Raw genomic sequence first — 21,224 nt, 5'->3', positions numbered from 1 at the left:
GCCATGACACATCTCGACGCCACCCAAATGGACCTGATCGCCGCCCGCCACCCGGAGATCTTCCGCCGCAGCTTTTGGCAGCGCTACCGCGTGCCGCTGACCATTGTCCTGCTCGCGCTGTATTTCACCTTTTCCTGGTGGTTCTTTGCGGTTGGCAAAGTGGTCTCCAGCGCCAGCTGGGGCATTGCCGGAAACTATCTGGCGGATTGGGTTTCCTATGAGATCCGGCCGGAAATCAATATCGCGCCCGATGGAGCGATTTCCATCGCCTATTCGCGCTTCGACCCGATTGGTCCCAACCCCAACCCGGATTGGCTGGTGACCAAAAAAGAGATGATGACGCGCACGAGTATTGCTGCCGACGCACCAGCGGCACCCGCGCCAAAAGCTTCCAGCTTCAATTTCATGGCAGCAGCCCCGCAACAGGCGCCTGTCGCCGCGCAAACTGCACCTGTTACGCGCCAGGAAGAAGTGATCAGGGAGGCCGATGTCAATCTCGGTTCCAGCGCCTCGCTGTTGGTCAGCCCCGAAAGCGTGGTCCTGAACCGGGGCGCCGAGCGCGTCACCCTGATGCTTGACCGCAAGGCGGGCACCGTGCTTGTCGATGGCACGCTACCGGCCTGGGTCGAACAGCGCGAACGCGGCGGACGGGTCATGGCCTATTTCGGCCTTCAGGGTTGGGCGGATATCAGCGCCGACCGGGTCAGGGTGCGGAACCGGTTCTTTGGCTGGGCCAATTTCCTGTTCGATACCAATTCCGCATTTTTCGGCAGGTCCGCAACCGAAGTGGTGAGCCTGATCGTCACCGGCCCAAGGCTCGATCCCGACCGGTCCAACCTGTCGCTGGCCTGGAACGACATTCTCTACAATCCGTCCTGGCAGCATCTGGATGTCTGGACCAAGCTGGCGCAAACCCTGGTCATGGCCTTTGTCGGCACAGTCTTCGCTTCGCTGGTCGTCTTTCCGCTGTCCTTCATCGCGGCGCGCAATATTACCCGCAACCGTCCGGTTAACCAGCTGACCAAACGGTTCTTCGATTTTCTGCGCTCGGTCGATATGCTGATCTGGGCGCTGTTTTTCACCCGCGCCTTCGGGCCGGGGCCGCTGGCCGGGATCTCGGCGATTTTCTTCACCGACACAGGCACGCTCGGCAAGCTCTATTCCGAAGCGCTTGAAAATATCGATGACAAGCAGCGCGAAGGGGTGAAATCGGTCGGCGCCTCGCCGCTTGCCGTGCAGCGCTTCGGTGTGTTGCCGCAGGTTCTGCCGGTTTTTGCATCGCAGGCTTTGTATTTCTGGGAATCCAACACCCGCTCGGCCACCATTATCGGTGCGGTCGGGGCGGGTGGCATTGGCCTGAAGCTCTGGGAAGCGATGCGCACCAACCAGAATTGGGAAAATGTCTGCTATATGGTGCTGTTGATATTGATGGTGGTGTTTATCTTCGATGCCGTGTCCAATTTGCTGCGCTCAAAACTGATCGGCGCGCAAAAATGATCTTCCTCTGGTGCCATTTCGGCATTGCGATCAGCCAGACAAAGCTTGCTTCCACCGCTTGAGACGGGTCAGATACAGGCTCTTCCAAGCTGATTCCCGGGATAGGATTGCCGTGCGTTACGCCCTTTATTTTACACCGCCCAAAGACGATCCCTTGTCTCTTGCTGCTGCGCGCTGGCTTGGCCGCGATGCCTTTACCGGCGCGGATCTTGACCGGCAGCCGGTGGAAGGGTTTTCAGACGATGAGATCATCACCCTGACCGTTGATCCCCGTCGCTACGGCTTTCATGCCACGCTGAAAGCACCGTTTTCCCTAAAAGAAGGTGAGAGCGAAGCAGCGCTGCTGGAGATGTTTTCGCGCTTCTGCAAGGCGACGCCCGCCTTTGAGATCCCGAAGGTCGTGGTCAATCAGCTCGGGCCGTTCTTTGCGGTGGTTCCCGACTCGGCCCATCAACCCTTGCAGGATTTTGCCGCTTCGGTCGTTGAGGCTTTCGAGCCGTTTCGCGCCCCCTTGAGCGAGGCCGATATTATCAGGCGAAAGCCGGAAAATCTGTCCGAGCGCAAGCGTGCCCTGCTGGAAACCTGGGGCTATCCCTATGTCATGGAGGAATTCCGGTTTCACATGACCCTGACCGGACCTGTGGACGCCGAGCGTAGCGATGCGATGCGCGCTGTGCTGGAGAACCGGTTCGCTGATTTTACCAACCGGGCGCTGCCGATTGGCGGGCTTGGCCTGTTTGTCGAGCCGAGCCGCAATGCGCCCTTTACCGTTCACCGCTGGTTGCCCCTTGCCGGGCCTGAAGGAAGTCTGTGATGTCGAATGAAACCGTGCTGTCCAATGCGACTGTGGTGCTGGAAAGTGGGCTGCTTCTGAAGGGCGCTGTAGTCATTCGTGACGGGTTGATTGCTGAAATCTCAGAAGGCACCAGCCGCGTCGGCGAGGATTTCGGCGGCGATTACCTGATCCCCGGCCTGGTCGAGCTGCATACCGATCATCTGGAATCGCATTATTCGCCACGCCCCGGCGTGCGCTGGAACAAGACGGCGGCCATTCAGGCCCATGATGCGCAGGTCGTCACTTCAGGCATTACCACCGTGTTCGATTGTTTGCGGATGGGGTCGGACGAGGATGGCGGGTTTGAGAAAGGCGAAATGCGCGATATGGCCGACGCCATTCAAGCCGCCGAAAAGGACGACCGGCTGCGCGCCGAGCATCTGCTGCATCTGCGCTGCGAAGTGGCGTCTGACAATGTCCTCGACCATTTCTCTGATTTCGAACAGGACCCGCATGTGCGGCTGGTGTCGCTGATGGACCATTCCCCGGGACAGCGCCAGTTCCAGACCATGGACCAGTACACGCTCTATTATAAGACCAAGAAGGGGCTCACCGACGAGGCCTTTGCCCGCTTTGTCGAAAAGCGGCTGGAGGCTTCCGCGCAATATTCCGGCCAGCACCGTGATACGCTGGCCCGCATCTGCGCCGAGCGCGGCATTACCGTCGCCAGCCATGACGATGCAACGCTTGCCCATGTGGAAGAGGCCAAGGGCCATGGCGTGCGTCTGGCCGAATTTCCGACCAGTCTTGAAGCCGCCGATGCCTCGCACCAGGCGGGGATGAGCGTGCTGATGGGCGCACCGAACGTGGTGCGCGGTGGCTCCCATTCCGGCAATATTGCCGCAACCGATCTGGCCGAGCGCGGTGTGCTCGATGTGCTGTCATCCGATTATATCCCGCTCAGCCTGCTGCACGCGCCTTTCGTGCTTGCCCATCGCTATGAGGCGATCAGCCTGCCGCAGGCTCTGGCCATGGTGACTTCGACACCGGCCCGCACCGTCGGGCTGGAAGATCGGGGCCGGATTGCCCCTGGCCTGCGCGCCGATCTGGTGCGGGTGCGCTACAGCGAAAATCATGGCGGCGTGCCGGTGGTGCGGTCCGTCTGGCGCCAGGGCAGAAGGGTTGCGTGATGGCGCCGCATTCCGCCTTGCCTGATAACATGCCTGATCATCCGGGCGCCAAGGCTGAGGATAAGGGCCGGATGATCGTCGTGGTCGGCCCAAGCGGAGCGGGCAAGGATAGTCTGATTGCCTATGCCAAGCGGTATTTTACCGAACAGGCCGATGCGCGGCGCTGCTCCGTAAATTTCGTCCAGCGGGTCATTACCCGGGCCGCCGATGCGGGCGGGGAGGATCATCGCCCGGCCAGTCCCTCCGAGTTCGACGATCTCAAGGCCGCCGGACGTTTTGCGGTCGACTGGGATGCTCATGGTCTAAGCTATGGTATTCCTGACGATGTGTATCGCTGGCTATCGAATGGCAGCGTGGTGATCGCCAACGGCTCACGCTCGGTGCTTTCCCGGTTTGCACAGGTCTTTCCGCGAATGCTGGTGGTCAATGTCACCGCCTGCCCGGAGGTTCTGGCCGATCGGCTGGAGGCGAGGGGCCGGGAAAGCCGTGAGGACATCCTGCAACGGCTGCAACGCAGCCCGCCTGACATATGCGGTGATTATCCTGTCGTAACCATCGACAATTCCGGCCCGCTGGAAGAGGCGGGCAGGCGTTTCATCGAGACGATTGAAGCCGCGCTATAAAATGTGATAAGCAACTAATCCGCGTTACTGGCGATAAGAGCGTAATTGGCAGGATGGCAACGCAAAGGATTGGAGTAGCCTCCTTAAGCTCTTGAAGGTGGAGTACCATCGGGAAGCGCGGCGCTTATCTTTCTGGAGATGAGCGATCAGCGGATCATCCGCGCCGCGCGCCTGGGCAATTTCCTTTTACTATGGAGATGCCGCATGACGATGTTTGCCACTTTATTTGCCATAGCATTCGCCTTGCTGATTGGCGCAGCCAGTCCCGGTCCAAGTTTTCTTTTGGTCAGCCACACATCCATGACCCACTCCAGAGCAGCTGGCTTGGTAACAGCGCTCGGCATGGGGACCGGCGGGTTGATCTTCGCCGTTCTGGCGCTTGCGGGATTGGCAGCCCTGATAACTCAGCTTGCCTGGCTTCATAAGGTTTTGCAGGTCGCTGGTGGCCTCTACCTCGCTTACATGGCATGGAAACTCTGGCGCGGTGCGGCCCAACCGGGCAATCTGGAGCAGGCCGCCGCTGCGCCCATGTCTTTCAGCAGGATTTATCTCAGCGCCTTTTTGACGCAGATCAGCAATCCGAAAACCGCGATTGTCTATGCCAGTATTTTCGCGGCTCTGCTGCCGTCTCGGCCCGATAGCCCGCTCTTCATCATGCTGCCAGGCTTGGTTTTTCTGGTGGAGGCGGGCTGGTATGCGCTGGTGGCGCTGGTATTTTCTGCGCCGATACCCCGGCGGGCTTATCTTGCAGCCAAGAAGCCGCTGGATCGCCTAGCGGCTTTGGTTCTGGGTGGACTTGGACTTCGCCTTGTGTTCGAGGGCGCGCGACCCTGACACCTTTACCGAAGAGGGGTTGCCGCCAGGCTCGTATCCTTGACGGGAGTCTGTTCCTTAGCGGTGGGCTGGGCAGGTTTCCTGGCTGTATTTTGGGCAGTATCCTTGGACGCCAATTGTTTCCAGGTATTCTGCTGGTTCAGCATGGTGCGCAGATAGGCCACATTCGCTTCTGCCTGTTCGGGTGAAAGTTCGGCGCGCGCAATCCTGTCGGCCTCGTCGAAGCGGCCTTGAAGGCCGACGACAAGGGCAAGGTTCTGGCGAACCCGGCTGTCGGCGCCGGGCTGCTGGGATGCGCTGCGCAGGTAGGTTTCAGCGGTTTTCAGATCGCCGCCGAGCAGATAGGACATGCCCATATTGGACAGGATCGATGGCTCGTTGGGCTGGATCTGCAAGGCCTGCTGATAGGCGGCACGCGCCTCCTGGGTGCGGCCAAGCTGGTCGAGAACGGCGCCCTGGGCCGAATAAAGCCGCCAATCGGGCCGATCGGGGGTCTGGGCGCGGGTAATCGTGGTCAAGGCCTGTTCCAGCTGACCGGCTGCGGCCTGTGCCTTGCCATAGGCAGCAAGCACTTGGCGGTCATTTGGATTGGCGATCACCACCTGCTGCATGACAGACAAAGCCTGCGGCGCGCGACCGCCCATCTGCAACAGATTGGCATAGGCCACGCCGACCTGGCCGTTCTTACGATTTTTCTCATAGGCCCGGCCCATGCTGTCCGTGGCCATGGCGATTTCGCCCGGCGTCATCTGATCAACGGGCTTGGTCATGCTCGGGATCGAGCCGGTCGACATTTTGTCGGTATTGGAGGTGGTGGCGCAGCCCGTAAGCGCCAGCGCCAGCGCAAACACCGAAAGAGCCGGCAGTGCCCCGCAAATCTGAATGGATGAACGCCAAACAGCCATCACTCTATCCCCATGCCCCTGAATTCACAGGCGGACGAATCACCGTCATCGACCCTGCAACCACGCAAAAGCAATAATCTGTTAACCCTAATGGAATGTTAAAATGCGTGTGGTCTGCGAGACCATCCGGCGTTTGACATTTTAGCCCGCCGCATATGTGCGGGAAAAATCGGACCCGGTCCTCTCGGCAGAGAAAACCGCCGCGAAGGAACTGATTCTAAGGAATTTTGCGGTAAAGCTGACCGTGAAGTGATGGAACAGCAAAAGGGCAATCATGGCACCCTATCAATATATTGAAAGACCCACTCCGTTTCTGACCAAGGGCGGTAAGTCTCTACCGATTTTCGCGGTGACGCCTGCCCATATCGAAACCGGGGCGATTGATCCTGTTGCACTCGATTGGGCGAAGAAGGCAGGCTACAAGGCGGATGTGGGTTCGCTGCTGCTGATCCCCACCAGCGACGGACAATTGGGCGGGGCGCTCTTTGGTCTTGGCGGTGCGCCAGGAGAAAATCCGTTTCTGGCGGGCAAGCTGGCGCGGGCATTGCCGGCTGGCGACTGGCATATCGAAACCGCGCCATTGACGGCCAACCGGTTGGTTCTGGGCTATGGTCTGGGCAGCTATCGTTTCGAGCGCTATAAGGCCGACCGTTCGGATCATCCCAAACTGCTGATGCCTCAGGATGCAGATGCCAGCGACATTGCCCGCCAGCTGGCCGGTGTTTTCCTGGCCCGCGACCTGATCAACACGCCCACCAATGACATGGGACCGGCTGATCTGGAAAAAGCCTTCCGGGCACTGGCCGATCATTATAAGGCAGACGTCAGCGTAGTGATTGGCGATGAGCTGCTGCACCGGAATTTCCCGCTGGTTCATACCGTAGGCCGGGCCAGCGCCCAGGCGCCGCGGCTTCTCGAAATGCGCTGGGGCAAGAAGGGTCACAAGAAGATCACCCTGGTCGGCAAGGGCGTTTGTTTCGATACGGGTGGGCTGGATATAAAGCCGTCTTCATCGATGTTGCTGATGAAGAAGGACATGGGGGGCGCGGCCAACGTGCTGGGCCTTGCCCTGATGATCATGGATGCCAAGCTGAAGGTGGATCTGCGCGTCATCGTGCCTGCCGTCGAAAACTCCATAGCCGGCAATGCATTCCGCCCCAGCGATATTTATACAAGCCGTCAAGGTCTGACGGTTCAGATCGACAATACGGATGCCGAGGGACGGTTGATCCTGGCCGATGCGCTGACCTATGCCGACGAAGAGGAGCCGGACCTGCTGATCGACATGGCGACGCTGACGGGCGCGGCCCGGGTGGCGCTCGGGCCGGATGTGCCGGCCTTCTTCTCTAATGACGATGCGCTTGCCTATGACCTGGCGGATTCAAGCCTTGAAACTGACGACCCGATGTGGCGCCTGCCGCTTTTCCCAGGGTATGAAAAAATGGTCCGCTCGCAGATTGCCGACCTCACCAATGCACCTGCGGGCGGCATGGCGGGGGCAATCACCGCTGCCCTGTTCCTGAAGCGCTTTGTCACCCGAACGACAAGCTGGGCGCATTTCGACATTTTCGGCTGGGCGCCGCAAGAGCGGCCCCATAGCCCGGTTGGTGGCGAGGCACAGGCAATTCGCGCCCTCTATCGCTATATTGCCGCGCTCAAATAAGCGACGACATGGAAGATGCTGTCTTGACCCTCGAGAGGTTTGAAAATCTCTCGAGAGAAAAGGTGTGCCGAGATTTAAAATCCGGCAGTCTCTCTTCAGTGACCGTTCCTTAAAGCCGCTGCCCTCATCATTTATCAGCTGCGGGACCTGATGCCGATTTGGGGCTATCAGGGCCTTGGTATTACCGTGCCGTTTGACAGACTGTTCAACATATGTTGACGACATGGAGGCTATCGTTCATTTTTTATTTTAACTATGATTATCGTGTTTTGAGCGCCAGGAGCCGGATATGTCTTAAGGCCGGTTGTAAGATCTCCTTCCTGTTGACGTCGAATTGTCATCCAGGAAAACGCCCTAAAGCAATATAAAAACTATTTATTTACAATGAATTGCATGATTTTCGGAAATGACTGGCATCGCGCCAAAACGCCCACGAGACACAGATTGGAGGGGTTTTTATATGAATTAAAATAGTTATTCGGCATTTCAATTTTTAAGTGTTAAATTTCAAGAGTTAGAAAATTCAAATTTTTTTTATTTTACATTGGCCTCTCCGCTCCACACGTTTTGGGCGCATGGAACGGAAAAAAGGAGATTAATTTAATGAATTTTAATGTGAGAAAAATCGTTATAAATTCAGCATTTATTGGAATGGCAACGGCGTTTAGCGGCCTGACAATTGGCGGCGTGGCAACGGCTTCGGCGCAGGATGCCCAGACGGCTCCGCCCGCTGGGGTCTACAAGCTGGATCCGACCCATGCGAACCTGACATGGACGGTCAAGCACAATACGATTTCCAACTACACGGCTCGGTTTGGCAAGCTGGAAGCCACGCTCTCGCTCGATCCGGCAAAAATCGAAGCCTCCAAGATCGAGGTAACGATCGATCCGACCTCGGTGGATGTGCCCTATCCCGCAGATTATAAAGCCAGCCACGCCAAATCGCCTTACGCCTCCTGGCCTGAGGAGATCAGCAAGGACCCGAAAAAGCTCAACAGTGACGTCTTCCCGAAGATCACCTTCACATCGACCAGTGTGAAGAAGACCGGTGACAAGACGGCAGAAATCGTCGGCAATTTGACATTCCTGGGTGTCACCAAGCCGGTGACGCTGAATGCAACGCTGAATGGGGCCATTGACAGCCATCCATTTGCAGGCGTTCCGGCTATTGGATTTGCCGCGGAAGGTACGTTTGACAGAACGGCGTTTGGCCAACCTGTCGGTTACGTTGGCAAGGATGTGACGATCCGCTTTGACGGTGAGTTTATCCAGGACCCGGCTGCGTCTCCATCCAAGTGATGGCTGACCTGAAGTAATGGTGAAAGCAGCACGTGAGGCACAGGCCTCTGCGTAAATGCCTTTGGGCCGATGGGGTTGGTCGCGCATATCAGCACCCTCAATCGGCCCAGAGCCTGCGTCGCAGCGGGCATCCGGCTCGCCGATTATCCGAATTTTATCATTGATAAATATAGGTTTTAAGAGCCATGAACACGGCGTTTCAGCACCAGACAATACCGCGGGCTGCGGTACGCTATACCGGCGTTGCTATCGCGTTGCATTGGGCGATCGCGCTGATGATCCTGTCGATGATCCCGATGGGATGGTGGATGGTGCGGGCCTTGAAAAAGCCTGAGACCCAGCAACTGGCCTATCAGCTGTTTCAGATCCACAAATCCATCGGCTTTGCCATTCTGGCTTTGACTGTGCTGCGCATCGTCTGGCGGGCAACCCATAAGCCACCAGCCCTGCCATCCGGCATGAAGCTCTGGGAACGCTTTCTGGCCAATGCCACGCATATCGCTTTCTACGGCATGATGTTGATCCTGCCGTTGACCGGCTGGATCTATGTGTCCTCGGGCTGGGCGATTGCAACGGACCGCCCGCTGGATGTGGCCACCTCCTGGTTTGGCCTGTTTCCAATCCCGCATCTTCCGGGCCTGGAGGGACATCGCAGCCTCGCCTACGGCGTGATGGGTGCCCATAGTTATATGGCTTACGGCGGTGCAGTGCTGATCGTTCTGCATGTCGCAGCGGCCTTGAAGCACCATTTTATCGAGCGGGATGGCGTCTTAGCGCAGATGGTGCCTTTTCTGCGGGCTGGGAAAGCCGCGCACGGTACGTCTGGCAAAGGGAAGACCAGTGGCTTGTCGCATGGCTTCGGCTTGGCGCTTGTCGTTATGGCGGCTGCCATCGGTTGGGTCCTGCATCTGCCTCCACCGCTTGCCGAGCAGCCAATGGCGGTGGAGGCGCAAGCTGAGCCGCCCGTCACTGCGCCCCAGTCACCGGCTAATGCCAGCCAGGCCAACCCTGCGCAAACCGCGCCAGTCCAGGCGGCAACCGCCCCTGTCTGGGTAATCGATATGGCATCGTCCAGCATCGGTTTTGGTGGCACCCATGCAGGCAATGCCTTCAATGGCCGGTTTGAAGAGTGGAGCGGCGATATTCGCTTCGATCCGGCCAATCTTGCTGGTTCGAAAGCGGTGATCCTGGTGAAAACTGCCTCCGCCAGGACCGGCGATGCGACCCAGGAAGGCTCGTTGAAGAATGGTGAATGGCTCAATTCCACCCGGTTTCCAGAGGCCAAATTCGAAGCCACGGAATTTCGCGCCTTGGGAGGCGATCGCTATGAGGCGAAAGGCACCCTCAGCATCAAGAACAAAACTCTGCCGGTTGTTCTGCCTTTCAGCTTGAAAATGGAGGGCAACAAGGCGCAGGTGGACGGCACGTTGGAACTGGATCGCGCCACCCTTAATCTCGGGATGTTTTCCGATCCATCGGCGGAATGGGTGTCGAAATCCATCTCTGTCAAGATTGCGGTGATGGCAACCAAATCGGGCTCTTGATCGCATCCATCCATGACAGGCCCGGCCTCTTGCAGTGCCGGGCTTTGTCGTGTGATATATAACGGGTGCGAAACGAGAGCGGAGCCGAGGATGAGCCTGGAATTGACCGCAACTGCGGCGCTGGGGCTTTGGCATCACGTAACCTTGCGCCAGGTGCAGGAGGATGGCCGCGACCTGACGCTGCGCCAGCTGTCCATCCTGCTGCATATCTATCTGGTTCCGCCGCCGCATACCGTTCGGGGGCTTGCCGCCACCCTCAAGGTCACCAAGCCGGTCATTACCCGTGCGCTCGATACCATGGGCGGCATGGGGTTTGTCGACCGGGTGCGCGATGACATGGACAAGCGCAATGTCATCATCAAGCGCACTGTGGCGGGCGCGCTTTATCTGGAAAAATTCGGCGACCTGATTATCGAGCAGGCGCGTGGCATGAGGACGTGACAATGCAACTGGACCGCCGGCTGAACGCCTATCGATCTGATCTGGCCGATGCGGCCCTACGCGACCGGGTGGAAGCCGAGCAATATGTCAGCGGCACACCGGCGCGTATTGCCGTGCCGGTTATCGCTTTGCGTCCGCGCCCGGATTTTGCCTGCGGAATCGATACGGAGGTGCTGCTGGGCGAAGAGGTTACGGTCTTCGACCGTGCCGATGGCTGGGCCTGGGTTAAGGCCGATCTGGATGGCTATGTCGGCTATGTGCCGGAAACGGCGATTGCCGCCATCGAGGCGCCGCCCACGCATTGGATAACGGTGCCACGCAGTTTTCTCTACACCGGTCCGGACCTGCGCTATCCCAATGCGCGGACCATCTCGATGGGTAGCCGGATAACGGTTACCGGTGAGGCTGAGACCCGTGGTACCCGTTACTGTCTGCTGAGCGACGGTGATGCGGTGATTGCCGATCATTGCCGCTCCCTCGGCACGCCTGCGGGCGAGGATTATGTGGCCATCGCCGCCCGTTTTCTGGAAACGCCCTATCTGTGGGGCGGACGCAGTGGGCTTGGCATCGATTGCTCCGGCCTCGTCCAGCTCTCCATGCAGATGTGCGGGCTGAGCGCCCCGCGCGACAGCGACATGCAGGCCGCAGGCCTCGGCAACCCGATTGAGCGGAGCGATCTGCGCCGGGGCGACCTGATCTTCTGGAAAGGCCATGCCGGCATCATGGAAGACGAGCGCACCCTGCTGCATGCCAATGGCCACACGATGAGCGTTGCCCGCGAAGACGTGGACGCTGCCATCGCCCGGATCGGCTGGCTCTATCAGCAGCCGACCGGCTATCGCCGACCGGAACGGATCGCTTAGAGACCCATACTTCGACCGGTCAACCCAATCAGGTGAAGCCTGTCAATGTGCCTCGTCCCAATTATCGGCGGCGCGGGCATCCACCTTCAGCGGCACGCGCATGGCGATGGCGGGCATGGCGGCATTTTCCATGGTGGAGACGATGACCGGCAAGGCCGCGTCGATGGCCTCGTCCTCGACTTCGAAGATCAGTTCGTCATGGACCTGGAGAAGCATCCGGGTTTTGTCACCGAGACCGGCCTTGGCCAGCGCCGGTTCCACCTGCACCATGGCGCGGCGGATGACATCGGCGGCGGAACCCTGGATGGGCGCATTGATTGCCGCCCGCTCGTTGAAGGCCCGCATCGACGGGTTGGAGGATTTGATCTCCGGGTAATGGGCGCGCCGTCCAAAGATGGTTTCGACATAACCATGCTCACGCACGAAGGCCTTGGTGCTTTCCATATAGTCCTTGATGCCGGGGAAGCGCTCGAAATATTTCTTGATGTATTCGCCCGCTTCCGACCGCTCGATGCTGAGCTGGTTGGCAAGCCCGAAGGCGGAAATACCGTAGATGATCCCGAAATTGATCGCCTTGGCGCGGCGGCGCACTTCAGACGGCATGCCATCCACCGGCACGCCGAACATTTCAGAGGCGGTCATCGCATGAATATCAACCCCATCGGCAAAGGCCTGGCGCAATTGCGGAATATCCGCCACATGCGCCAGCACCCGCAGCTCGATCTGGCTATAGTCGGCAGACAAGAGCTTGTGGCCTGGGGTGGAAATGAAGGCGGTGCGGATCTTGCGGCCTTCTGCCGTGCGCACCGGGATGTTTTGCAGATTCGGCTCGGATGACGACAGGCGACCGGTGGTCGTGGCCGCCATGGAATAGGATGTGTGGACCCGCTTGGTCTGCGGGTGAACATAGCCGGGCAGGGCGTCGGTATAGGTGGATTTCAGCTTGGTCAGCTGGCGCCAGTCGACGATCTTGCGGGGCAGGGGTTCGCCCTGGGCGGCCAGATCTTCCAGCACCTGCGCAGAGGTCGACCATTGACCGGTCTTGGTTTTCGAGCCGCCGGGAAGGTTCATCCTGCCGAACAGGATATCACCCAGCTGTTTGGGCGAACCGACATTGAAGCGCTCGCCAGCCAGTTCGTAGATTTCATCCTCGAAGGCGGCGGCTTTCTGCGCCAACTCGCCTGATAGCCGCGAGAGGATCTGTCGGTCGATGGTAATGCCGCGCTCTTCCATCTCGGCCAGAACCGGCACCAGGGGCCGTTCCAGTCGCTCATAGACACGCGCTAGACCTACGGCGGCAAGCCGTGGCTTCAGCACCAGCCAGAGACGCAGCGTAACGTCCGCATCCTCGGCGGCGTAGGCGGTCGCCTTGTCGATATCGACGAGATCGAAGGTGACAAGCGATTTGCCGGAGCCTGCCACCTCTTTATAGGGGATGGGCGTATGTCCGAGCCAGCGTTCCGACAGGCTGTCCATGCCATGGGCGCCGACGCCAGCTTCCAGCACATAGGACAGCAGCATGGTATCGTCGAAGCCCTTGATAACAATGCCGTGTCGCTTCATGACAAGGTAATCATATTTCAGGTTCTGCGCCACTTTCAGAACCGATGGATCTTCCAGCAGACCCTTCAAGGCGGCAAGCGCCGCATCCATCGGGATCTGGTTTTCCGCCAGTTTCAGGCCGTCGCTGAACAGGTCGTCACGACCGGTCTTATGGCCAAGCGGCACATAGGCGGCGCGAATGGTTGCCCCGCCCGGCGACGCCGCATTGTCCTGTAGGGCCAGCGACACACCGACCAGATCGGCCTGCATCGGATCAAGCGAGGTGGTTTCGGTATCGAAGGCAACCACACCGGTTTCCCGGGCTGAGGCAATCCAGCCTTCCAGCATGGGAAGATCGCGAATGGTCACATAGGCGGACCGGTCGATGGGTTGACCACCGAAGGCCGATTGCCTTGCAGCGGCGAGATCGGCAGGTGTCGCGCCATCGGCCTTGGTGGCTTGTGCCGTGGAATCTGTTTCTTGGCCGGAGACTGGCGTTTGAGCTGCGGCACCGGCGTCGAGATCCGGGCCACGGGCCGCAGCACCCCATTCCACCGAGATCGTGGCGGGCTCGATGGCGCCGGCATCACAATCGCAATTGTCGGCAACGCGGCGTGTCAGCGAGGTGAATTCCATGGCCTTCAGGAAGGCGACCAGCTTTGGCCCATCCTGCTTTTCCAGCATCAGCGCGTCGAGCGGCATGTCCAGCGGCACGTCGGTGCGCAGCGTCACCAGTTGCCGCGACAGCTTGACCAGTTCGGCGCCGGCCAGAATGTTTTCGCGCCGCTTGTTCTGCTTGATCTCGGAGGCCCGCGCCAGCAGCGTTTCCACATCGCCATATTCCTCCAGCAATTGCGCCGCCGTTTTCGGGCCGATGCCGGGAATGCCTGGAATGTTATCGGTGCTGTCGCCGGTCAGCGATTGCAGGTCGATCATCTTTTCCGGCGGCACGCCCCATTTTTCGATGACATCGGGAATGCCGATCTGCTTGTCCTTCATGCTGTCATACATATGGACATTGGCGGTCACCAACTGCATCAGGTCCTTGTCGGAGGAGACGATGGTGACATCCGCGCCGATGGCTTCGGCAGCCCGGGCATAGGTGGCGATGATGTCATCGGCCTCGAAACCCTCGGTCTCGATGCACGGCAGATTGAAGGCCCGCGTCGCCTGGCGGATCAGCCCGAATTGCGGCACCAGATCTTCCGGCGGGGCGGAGCGATTGGCCTTGTATTCCGGATAGAGATCCTTGCGGAAGGTTTTCGACGAATAGTCGAAAATCACCGCCAGATGGGTGGGGGTGACACCGACCGATGTGTCGCGCGCTTCGGTCAGCAGCTTCCACATCATATTGCAGAAGCCCGAGACCGCGCCGACCGGCAGCCCGTCCGATTTGCGGGTCAGCGCCGGAAGCGCATGGAAGGCCCGGAAGATGAAGCCGGAGCCGTCGACAAGAAAGAGATGATCGCCTTTTTTCATGCGCCAAGGGATAGCGCGGCGGTTCAAAAAGGTCCATGCCACATCACGCCAAAACCGTTTACAGAGTGAAGTGACGAATTTTCTGTGTCATCACGAAAAGCTTACCGCTTTGTAATCATTCCTTCCCTTGAAAAAACACATTTGGCCGCGCATTTACTAGTCAGCGGCGCATGATTAGCACCGCGGTCTGAAAGTTGGCTCGTCCCCCGCCGCTTCAGACTTCAGGACAAAGGCCTTATCCCCCCTCTCCGGGCCTTTGTCCCCTGTTACGAAAAGTCGTCACGGCGCCGCCTCCAGCCGTGACGACTTTTTTGTTTGTGCCTGGCATTTCTGCTATAAAGCGGGCCACATTGCCTCGGCTTTGAAACCGGCCTATCATCGCCGCCATGCTGTTTGATCGCCGGCAATCGCCAACCTATCTCGTGAGCCAACTCGCCAAGGAATTTGCCCGTGCCTTGCAGGTTCGCGCCGAAGGGCTCGGCTTTTCCGCCGGTCAGTTTCCAATCCTGCTGGAGCTTTGGGAGGAGCAAGGCCTGACCCAGAAGCAATTGCTGGAGCGGGTGGCCGTGGAACAGGCCACCATGGCCAACACGCTATCGCGCATGGAGCGCGACGGGTTGATCGAGCGAAAGCCCCATCCTAGCGATCGACGTGCGCAACTGGTTTTCCTGACCGACAAGGGGGAGGGGTTGCGGGATCAGGCGATTTCCGCTGCCTGCGAGGCCGATGAGGCGCTTTTTCATGGTTTTCGGCGGTTCGAGAAGGAATTGATGCTGGAATTCATCCGCCAGGCCCTGCAAAATGCCCGCACTAGCGATACCGGCTCAAATATTTGACGCTGCTTGTCTCGAAACTGTCGGGCGCATGGTCTATCGTCCCCGCTGATTTGAACAGTGCAGGACATGCCCATGACCGATCTAGCCCCCATTCTCGCCGAGGCCGACAAGGCGCTGCCGCAAAGCCTTGATCGGCTTTTCGACCTTGTGCGTATTCCCTCGATTTCCACAGACCCGGCCTATAAGGCCGACTGCCGCAAGGCAGCGGAATGGCTGGCGCAGGAGTTGACGGGTCTCGGCTTCAATGCCTCCGTGCGCGATACGCCCGGTCATCCGATGGTCGTTGGCCATCACGATGCTGACCGCCCGGATGCGCCGCATGTGCTGTTTTACGGCCATTACGATGTGCAGCCGGTCGATCCGCTCAATCTTTGGGAAAACGATCCGTTCGAACCTGCCATCAAGGAAATCGAGCCGGGCCGCAAGGTGATCACCGGACGCGGCACGGCCGATGACAAGGGCCAGTTGATGACCTTCGTCGAGGCCTGCCGGGCCTATAAGGCTGTGCATGGAGGCCTGCCCGTCAAGATCACCATCCTGTTCGAGGGTGAGGAAGAATCCGGCTCGCCATCGCTGAAGCCGTTCCTGGAAGCCAATGCAGGCGAGCTGAAATGTGATTTCGCCCTGGTCTGCGATACCGGCATGTGGGACCGCGACACCCCGGCGATTGCGGCAGCCCTGCGCGGCCTGGTCGGCGAGGAAGTGACCGTGACGGCAGCGGACCGCGATCTGCATTCCGGTCTGTTTGGCGGGGCTGCGGCCAATCCGATCCATATTCTCGCCAAGGTGCTGGCCGACCTGCATGACGAGACGGGCCGGGTCACCATTGACGGTTTTTACGAAGGTGTCGAGGAGACGCCTGCCAATATCAAGGCCTCTTGGGAAAAGCTGGGCCGCACCGCCGACAAGTTTCTCAATGATGTCGGTCTGTCGATCCCATCAGGCGAAAAAGGCCGCAGCGTGCTGGAATTGACCTGGGCGCGTCCGACCGCCGAAGTCAACGGCATTACCGGTGGCTATACCGGCGAAGGCTTCAAGACCGTGATCGCCTCCAAAGCGTCGGCGAAGGTTTCTTTCCGTCTGGTCGGGGAGCAGGACCCGGCGAAGATTCGCGAAAACTTCCGGGCTTTCGTCAAGGCCCGTATTCCCGGCGACTGCTCGGTTGAATTTCACGAGCATGGGGCCTCACCAGCCATCCAGCTTCCCTATGATTCGTCCTTCCTGACCAAGGCTAAATCCGCTCTGTCGGATGAATGGCCAAAGCCCGCCGAAGTGATCGGCATGGGCGGCTCTATCCCGATTGTCGGAGATTTCCAGACCATGCTGGGCATGGATTCGCTGCTGGTCGGCTTTGGCCTGGTGGATGACCGCATTCACTCACCCAATGAAAAGTATGAGCTGGCATCCTTCCATAAGGGTATCCGGTCCTGGATCCGCATTCTGGACGCGCTGGCGCACTGACACCAAGCACGCAATTGCGACGACGCCCGGACGAACTCCGGGCGTTTTCATTTGGATCGCGTGTCGTAACGGGGGGAAGGATAAGGGGCCTAAAAAGCAAAAAGGCCGGGGAGTAAACCCGACCTTTCCAAAACTCGCTCTTATCGTTGCCAGTACATCCGTGGTCAACGAAGCGCGAGGCTTCAACCTGAAGGAGGACCGGGTTCTCACCCTGTTTGCCGCCTTTGAATGAGTATCGCGCCAAATGCCTAAACTTGTATTAAGCATCGTCAGCGACCTCGGCAGCAATGCCCCGTCCTTCACGTCTTCATCATAAATGGCAACTCATTGCGACTTTTCAAGGGCTCTGCTGCATAATTCTTAAATCGACATCGATTGAGGGATCATGCAGCAGTGGCGCACGGCGCTGGAGGTGATTTTCTTGATCCTCCCGATCTGCAAACTCTTGCAGGCCGGCGCTCGCCCTTTTATGAAATAGAGTATGAGCCTTACATCCGTCCAAGATTTCTTTTCGGCCCATGCGCCGGATATTACCGTGATTGAAACCGAGCAAAGCTCGGCCACCGTGGCTTTGGCCGCTGAGGCGCATGGGGTCGAGCCGGATCAGATCGCCAAGACCCTTTGTTTGCGGGTTGGTGACGTCACCATGCTGGTGGTTGCCGCAGGCGAGCGCAGGCTGGACAACAAGAAATTCAAGGAGCGGTTCGGGGGCAAGCCCCGTATGCTGGGAGCGGAAGAAGTCGTGGCGCTGACCGGCCATCCGGTGGGTGGCGTTTGTCCTTTCGGGCTGGCCACGCCGCTTCCGGTGTTTTGCGATATGTCGTTGCAGCGTTTCGACATTGTCGTCCCGGCTGCCGGTGCCACCAATTCCGCCGTCAAGATCGCGCCGCAACGCATAGTCGATCTCACCGGGGCTGAATGGGTCGATGTCTGCCAGTAAGATGTCTGCCAGTAAGATGAAGGATCATTGGTCACAGTGATCGAATACAAAAAAGGCGGCGCAGGATGCGCCGCCTTTCCTCCTCGCCATAAAACGACGAATGCCTATCCTCCGAAACTGCGTGGCAGTTTCAGACCTGTGCCTTAGTACCAGCGACGGCGAGGCTCTGGCGTGGACTGGCTTGCCACCAGATAACCCACGAACGCACCCACCAGTGCAATGCCAAGCAGAGCGGTCGATGTTGCCGTCGGATGCTCGCGCACGATACCAGCAACCGATGTTGCTTCATCCTTGGCGTAGCGCGCCACGTCCTGCGCGCCGCGGGCAGCGTTGCTCAGCGCATGAGATGTGCTGCCGCGAACCTGATCGGCCACAGAATGACCCTGTTCAGCCAACTTGTCCTTCAATTGCGCGATTTGAGCCTGAAGCTCACGCATTTCAGCTTGCATACGCGTCGTATCAGCCATGGGTAACTCCCTGTTGTGTTTTCGGGAAAATAACGGTTCCATGCCGCTTTGGTTCCATTCGGTTCTCGAAAAGACCGCAATGGGATGGAATCAACAGACATGCATTGCCCATCCCATCCGTCTTCCATCCATGCCCAAGACATTATAAGCAGGGATTGAAGCAGCCCCTATGATTACCCTTCTGGAGAACGGCCCGCGCGCCATGGCAGGCATGAAAAAGTCACGAAACCGCATTGAGCCCAGGCTTGGCGACGCTGAGAATGAGGATGGTGACGAGATCAGGCTCGACAGCACTGATCGCGTGCTCGGCGGACGCTCGGCCTCGGCTGGGAAAAAAATGCCAGCCACCGGTTCCAAACGGTCGAGAGAAGTTGCCGATCCGCGCCCGAAGCGAGAGAAAGTCCGGTCTGGCGGCCTCTTGGGTGGTATCCGCAGGCTGTTCTACTGGTGCGTGGTGCTGGGCATATGGGGAACGATCGGCATCGTTGGTCTGGTCATCTATTTCGCCGCCCAGATGCCGAGTGCCAGTTCCTGGACCGTGCCGGCCCGCGCGCCGAATATCAAGATTGTCTCTGTCGATGGCGCATTGATCGCCAATCGCGGTGTCACCGGTGGCGAAGCCTTGTCCATCGATGAAATGTCGCCCTATCTGCCGGAAGCAATCGTGGCGATTGAGGATAAACGGTTTTACCACCATTTCGGTGTCGATTTCATCGGGGTTGGCCGCGCCTTCGTCACCAATATTCTGCTGGGCCATAAGGCCCAAGGCGGATCGACCATCACGCAGCAATTGGCCCGAAACCTGTTTCTGTCGCCCAAGAAGACCTTTGAGCGCAAAGTGCAGGAAGTGCTGCTGTCACTGTGGCTGGAGCAGAAATATACCAAGGATCAGATCCTGGCCATGTATCTGAACCGGGTCTATTTTGGCGACAATGCCTATGGTGTCGAAGCGGCATCGCGACGCTATTTCAATACCTCTGCGCGCGACGTCAATCTGGGCGAGGCGGCGCTTTTGGCCGGGTTGGTTCAGGCGCCGTCGCGGCTGTCGCCGGTCAATGATCCAAAGCCAGCCCAGGATCGGGCCAAGATCGTGCTGGGCGCCATGCGCGAACAGGGCTACATCACGGACAGCGACTTCGACCGCGCCATGAAACAGTCCCCGGATCATGCCAAGCGGCAGGCCGATGGGGCGGGCCAATATGTGGCCGATATGGTGGCGGGCCAGTTGAAGGGGCTGATCGGCGAGGTCAAGCAGGACATTGTCGTGACCACGACCATCGATCCGACGCTGGAGGATGCGGCGCAGGCAGCAATTGCCGCCACGCTGGACAAGGACGGCAAGAAATCCAACGCCTCGCAAGCGGCTCTTGTCGCCATTGACGGCAATGGCGCGGTGCGCGCCTTGGTCGGCGGTCGGGATTATGCGACCAGCCAGTTCAACCGGGCCGTAACGGCAAAACGGCAGCCGGGTTCGGCTTTCAAGCCTTTCGTTTATGCCGCTGCCATGGAAATCGGCGATACGCCCAGCACTGTGCGTAATGACGGTCCGGTGAAGATTGGCAATTGGACCCCTGAAAATTACGAGCAGAAATACAACGGACCGGTGACGCTTTCCTACGCGTTCGCCCATTCGCTCAACACTGTGGCCGCCCAACTGGTGATGGAAGTCGGCCCGGATCAGGTGATCAAGCTTGCTCACCGGCTCGGCGTCGAATCGGATCTGCAAAGCAATGCTTCGATTGCGCTCGGCACGTCGGAAGTGTCGTTACTGGAGCTGACGGCAGCCTATGCGCCCTTCATGAATGGCGGCTACAAGGCAACCCCGCATGTGATCAGCCAGATTACCGATGCCGATGGCAAGGTGCTTTATACCGCCGATTACGGTGAGCCCCCGCGGGTACTCAATCAGCAGGTTGTCGGGCAGATGACCCGGATGATGGAAAGCGTGATGACCGAGGGCACCGGCAAGGCGGCCAAGCTCAAGAACTGGCAGGCAGCTGGCAAGACCGGAACGACGCAATCGTTCCGCGATGCACTGTTTGTCGGCTTTACCAGCAATCTCACCACCGGCGTCTGGTTCGGCAATGACGACGGGGCGCCGATGAAGAAGGTGACCGGCGGTGGTCTTCCCGCCAAGACCTGGAAGGATTTCATGACGGTTGCCCATAAAGGTCTGACGCCGGTGCCGTTGTTTGGCGATCCGACGCCACAGACCGAGGAAAGCCCGTCGCTGACGACGATGATCCAGCAGGTTCTGTCCGGCACGCCGTCCACGCCTGCCCCCGCCGATCAGGAAAACAGTTATCCACCGGCGCCACCAGCGCCTGCCAATACGCCAGGTCCGCTGTCCGGCAATGCGCCCGGTACTCAGCCTGGTGATGCCAATCCGGCCTATCCACCTCAGGCGCGCCAGACACCAAACCAGAACCCGGGTCAACTGCCGGGCCAGGCTCCATTACAGCCGCGCCCGCCGGTCAATCCACGCGATGGCGCCGTTCTGGAAGGCCGGGTGCCGCCGGGTGCTTTGCGCCACAACGATCCTGTGCCTGAGGATGGCTATCCGGGTGAAGATCCCGACAGCAATCCTTACGGTGCCGATGGTGGCTATGCGCCTCCGGCCGATGTGGGTGAAGGACAACAGCCCCGCGCGCAGAGCCATAGTGATGGAAAGACCACGTTGCTGGATGTGATCATGGGGCGGTAATGGCTGGATTTTGTATGCGCGATCACGCCTTTCACGTCCCGCAGGCCTCAGGCAAGCAATGTCTGTCATATCTGGCGGGATTTGGTCCAGATTGTATGGCGTCTTCACCTTGGGACCATCCGCAATACCTTGTTTTGCGGGAAATAACTAAACTTGGTGGT

Annotated in this window: 16 protein-coding genes and 1 pseudogene; 14 read left to right on the top strand and 3 right to left on the bottom strand. The window is 59.0% G+C overall.

All coding sequences use genetic code 11. The annotated features are described in order from the left end of the window. Window positions 1–3: 3 nt before the first annotated feature. The 5 genes from phnE to V6582_RS09835 all read left to right on the top strand — a co-directional run bounded on the left by phnE (window position 4) and on the right by V6582_RS09835 (window position 4,919). Window positions 4–1,497 (top strand): phosphonate ABC transporter, permease protein PhnE, encoded by a 1,494-nt coding sequence (gene phnE / locus V6582_RS09855; RefSeq protein WP_156631141.1) that lies wholly within the window; start codon window positions 4–6, stop codon window positions 1,495–1,497. Between the two features lie 112 nt (window positions 1,498–1,609). Continuing rightward, window positions 1,610–2,311 (top strand): DUF1045 domain-containing protein, encoded by a 702-nt coding sequence (locus tag V6582_RS09850; RefSeq protein ID WP_337739195.1) that lies wholly within the window; start codon window positions 1,610–1,612, stop codon window positions 2,309–2,311. After that, window positions 2,311–3,462 carry an alpha-D-ribose 1-methylphosphonate 5-triphosphate diphosphatase gene (locus tag V6582_RS09845; protein WP_156631139.1) on the top strand — a complete coding sequence of 384 codons (1,152 nt, stop codon included), beginning with the start codon at window positions 2,311–2,313 and terminating at the stop codon, window positions 3,460–3,462. The genes V6582_RS09850 and V6582_RS09845 overlap by 1 nt, the downstream gene beginning before the upstream one ends. After that, a complete protein-coding gene (gene phnN, locus V6582_RS09840) occupies window positions 3,462–4,085 on the top strand; it encodes a phosphonate metabolism protein/1,5-bisphosphokinase (PRPP-forming) PhnN (RefSeq protein WP_420360168.1) in 624 nt (207 codons plus the stop codon). The genes V6582_RS09845 and phnN overlap by 1 nt, the downstream gene beginning before the upstream one ends. Before the next feature lie 204 nt (window positions 4,086–4,289). Then, window positions 4,290–4,919, top strand: coding sequence for a LysE family translocator (locus tag V6582_RS09835; protein WP_156631138.1), 630 nt, complete (start codon window positions 4,290–4,292; stop codon window positions 4,917–4,919). Window positions 4,920–5,002: 83 nt separating this feature from the next. On the opposite strand, the pseudogene V6582_RS09830 reads toward V6582_RS09835, so the two are convergent. Continuing rightward, a pseudogene (locus V6582_RS09830) lies at window positions 5,003–5,824 on the bottom strand (tetratricopeptide repeat protein); the annotation flags it as partial. A 274-nt stretch (window positions 5,825–6,098) separates the two neighbouring features. On the opposite strand from V6582_RS09830, the gene V6582_RS09825 reads away from it, so the two are divergent. From V6582_RS09825 to V6582_RS09805, 5 genes are all read left to right on the top strand, one after another. After that, entirely contained in the window at window positions 6,099–7,487 is a 1,389-nt protein-coding gene (locus V6582_RS09825; RefSeq protein ID WP_156631137.1) for a leucyl aminopeptidase family protein, read from the top strand. A gap of 651 nt (window positions 7,488–8,138) precedes the next feature. Then, a complete protein-coding gene (locus V6582_RS09820) occupies window positions 8,139–8,786 on the top strand; it encodes a YceI family protein (protein ID WP_234889612.1) in 648 nt (215 codons plus the stop codon). Between the two features lie 185 nt (window positions 8,787–8,971). After that, a complete protein-coding gene (locus V6582_RS09815; protein ID WP_156631135.1) occupies window positions 8,972–10,330 on the top strand; it encodes a YceI family protein in 1,359 nt (452 codons plus the stop codon). 90 nt (window positions 10,331–10,420) lie between these two features. Continuing rightward, window positions 10,421–10,771 (top strand): MarR family winged helix-turn-helix transcriptional regulator, encoded by a 351-nt coding sequence (locus V6582_RS09810; protein WP_012654721.1) that lies wholly within the window; start codon window positions 10,421–10,423, stop codon window positions 10,769–10,771. 2 nt (window positions 10,772–10,773) lie between these two features. After that, the gene (locus tag V6582_RS09805) at window positions 10,774–11,634 is read left to right on the top strand and encodes an NlpC/P60 family protein (RefSeq protein WP_156631134.1); all 861 of its coding nucleotides are present in this window, start codon (window positions 10,774–10,776) and stop codon (window positions 11,632–11,634) included. Window positions 11,635–11,676: 42 nt separating this feature from the next. On the opposite strand, the gene polA is transcribed toward V6582_RS09805, so the two are convergent. Beyond that, entirely contained in the window at window positions 11,677–14,655 is a 2,979-nt protein-coding gene (polA, locus tag V6582_RS09800; RefSeq protein ID WP_156631133.1) for a DNA polymerase I, read from the bottom strand. 386 nt (window positions 14,656–15,041) lie between these two features. Here polA and V6582_RS09795 point away from each other — a divergent pair, with 386 nt between their 5' ends. From V6582_RS09795 to V6582_RS09785, 3 genes are all read left to right on the top strand, one after another. Next, window positions 15,042–15,491: a MarR family winged helix-turn-helix transcriptional regulator gene (locus tag V6582_RS09795; protein ID WP_156631132.1), complete on the top strand. Its 450-nt coding sequence runs from the start codon at window positions 15,042–15,044 to the stop codon at window positions 15,489–15,491. A 72-nt stretch (window positions 15,492–15,563) separates the two neighbouring features. After that, on the top strand, window positions 15,564–16,952 hold the full coding sequence (locus V6582_RS09790; RefSeq protein ID WP_156631131.1) for a dipeptidase: 1,389 nt from the start codon (window positions 15,564–15,566) through the stop codon (window positions 16,950–16,952). 481 nt (window positions 16,953–17,433) lie between these two features. Beyond that, on the top strand, window positions 17,434–17,892 hold the full coding sequence (locus V6582_RS09785) for a YbaK/EbsC family protein (RefSeq protein ID WP_156631130.1): 459 nt from the start codon (window positions 17,434–17,436) through the stop codon (window positions 17,890–17,892). A 143-nt stretch (window positions 17,893–18,035) separates the two neighbouring features. Here the strand turns inward: V6582_RS09785 and V6582_RS09780 are convergent, their stop codons facing one another. Beyond that, window positions 18,036–18,359, bottom strand: a complete 324-nt coding sequence (locus tag V6582_RS09780) for a hypothetical protein (RefSeq protein WP_156631129.1) — start codon at window positions 18,357–18,359, stop codon at window positions 18,036–18,038. 202 nt (window positions 18,360–18,561) lie between these two features. Between V6582_RS09780 and V6582_RS09775 the strand changes: the two genes are divergently transcribed. Further along, entirely contained in the window at window positions 18,562–21,063 is a 2,502-nt protein-coding gene (locus V6582_RS09775) for a transglycosylase domain-containing protein (protein ID WP_156631269.1), read from the top strand. Window positions 21,064–21,224: the final 161 nt, after the last annotated feature.

The sequence above is a fragment of the Agrobacterium vitis genome, from assembly GCF_037039395.1.
GTDB classification, from domain to species: domain Bacteria; phylum Pseudomonadota; class Alphaproteobacteria; order Rhizobiales; family Rhizobiaceae; genus Allorhizobium; species Allorhizobium vitis_E.
The sequence above is the reverse complement of the archived record's forward strand: the minus strand, read 5'-3'. Positions and strand labels throughout refer to the sequence as shown.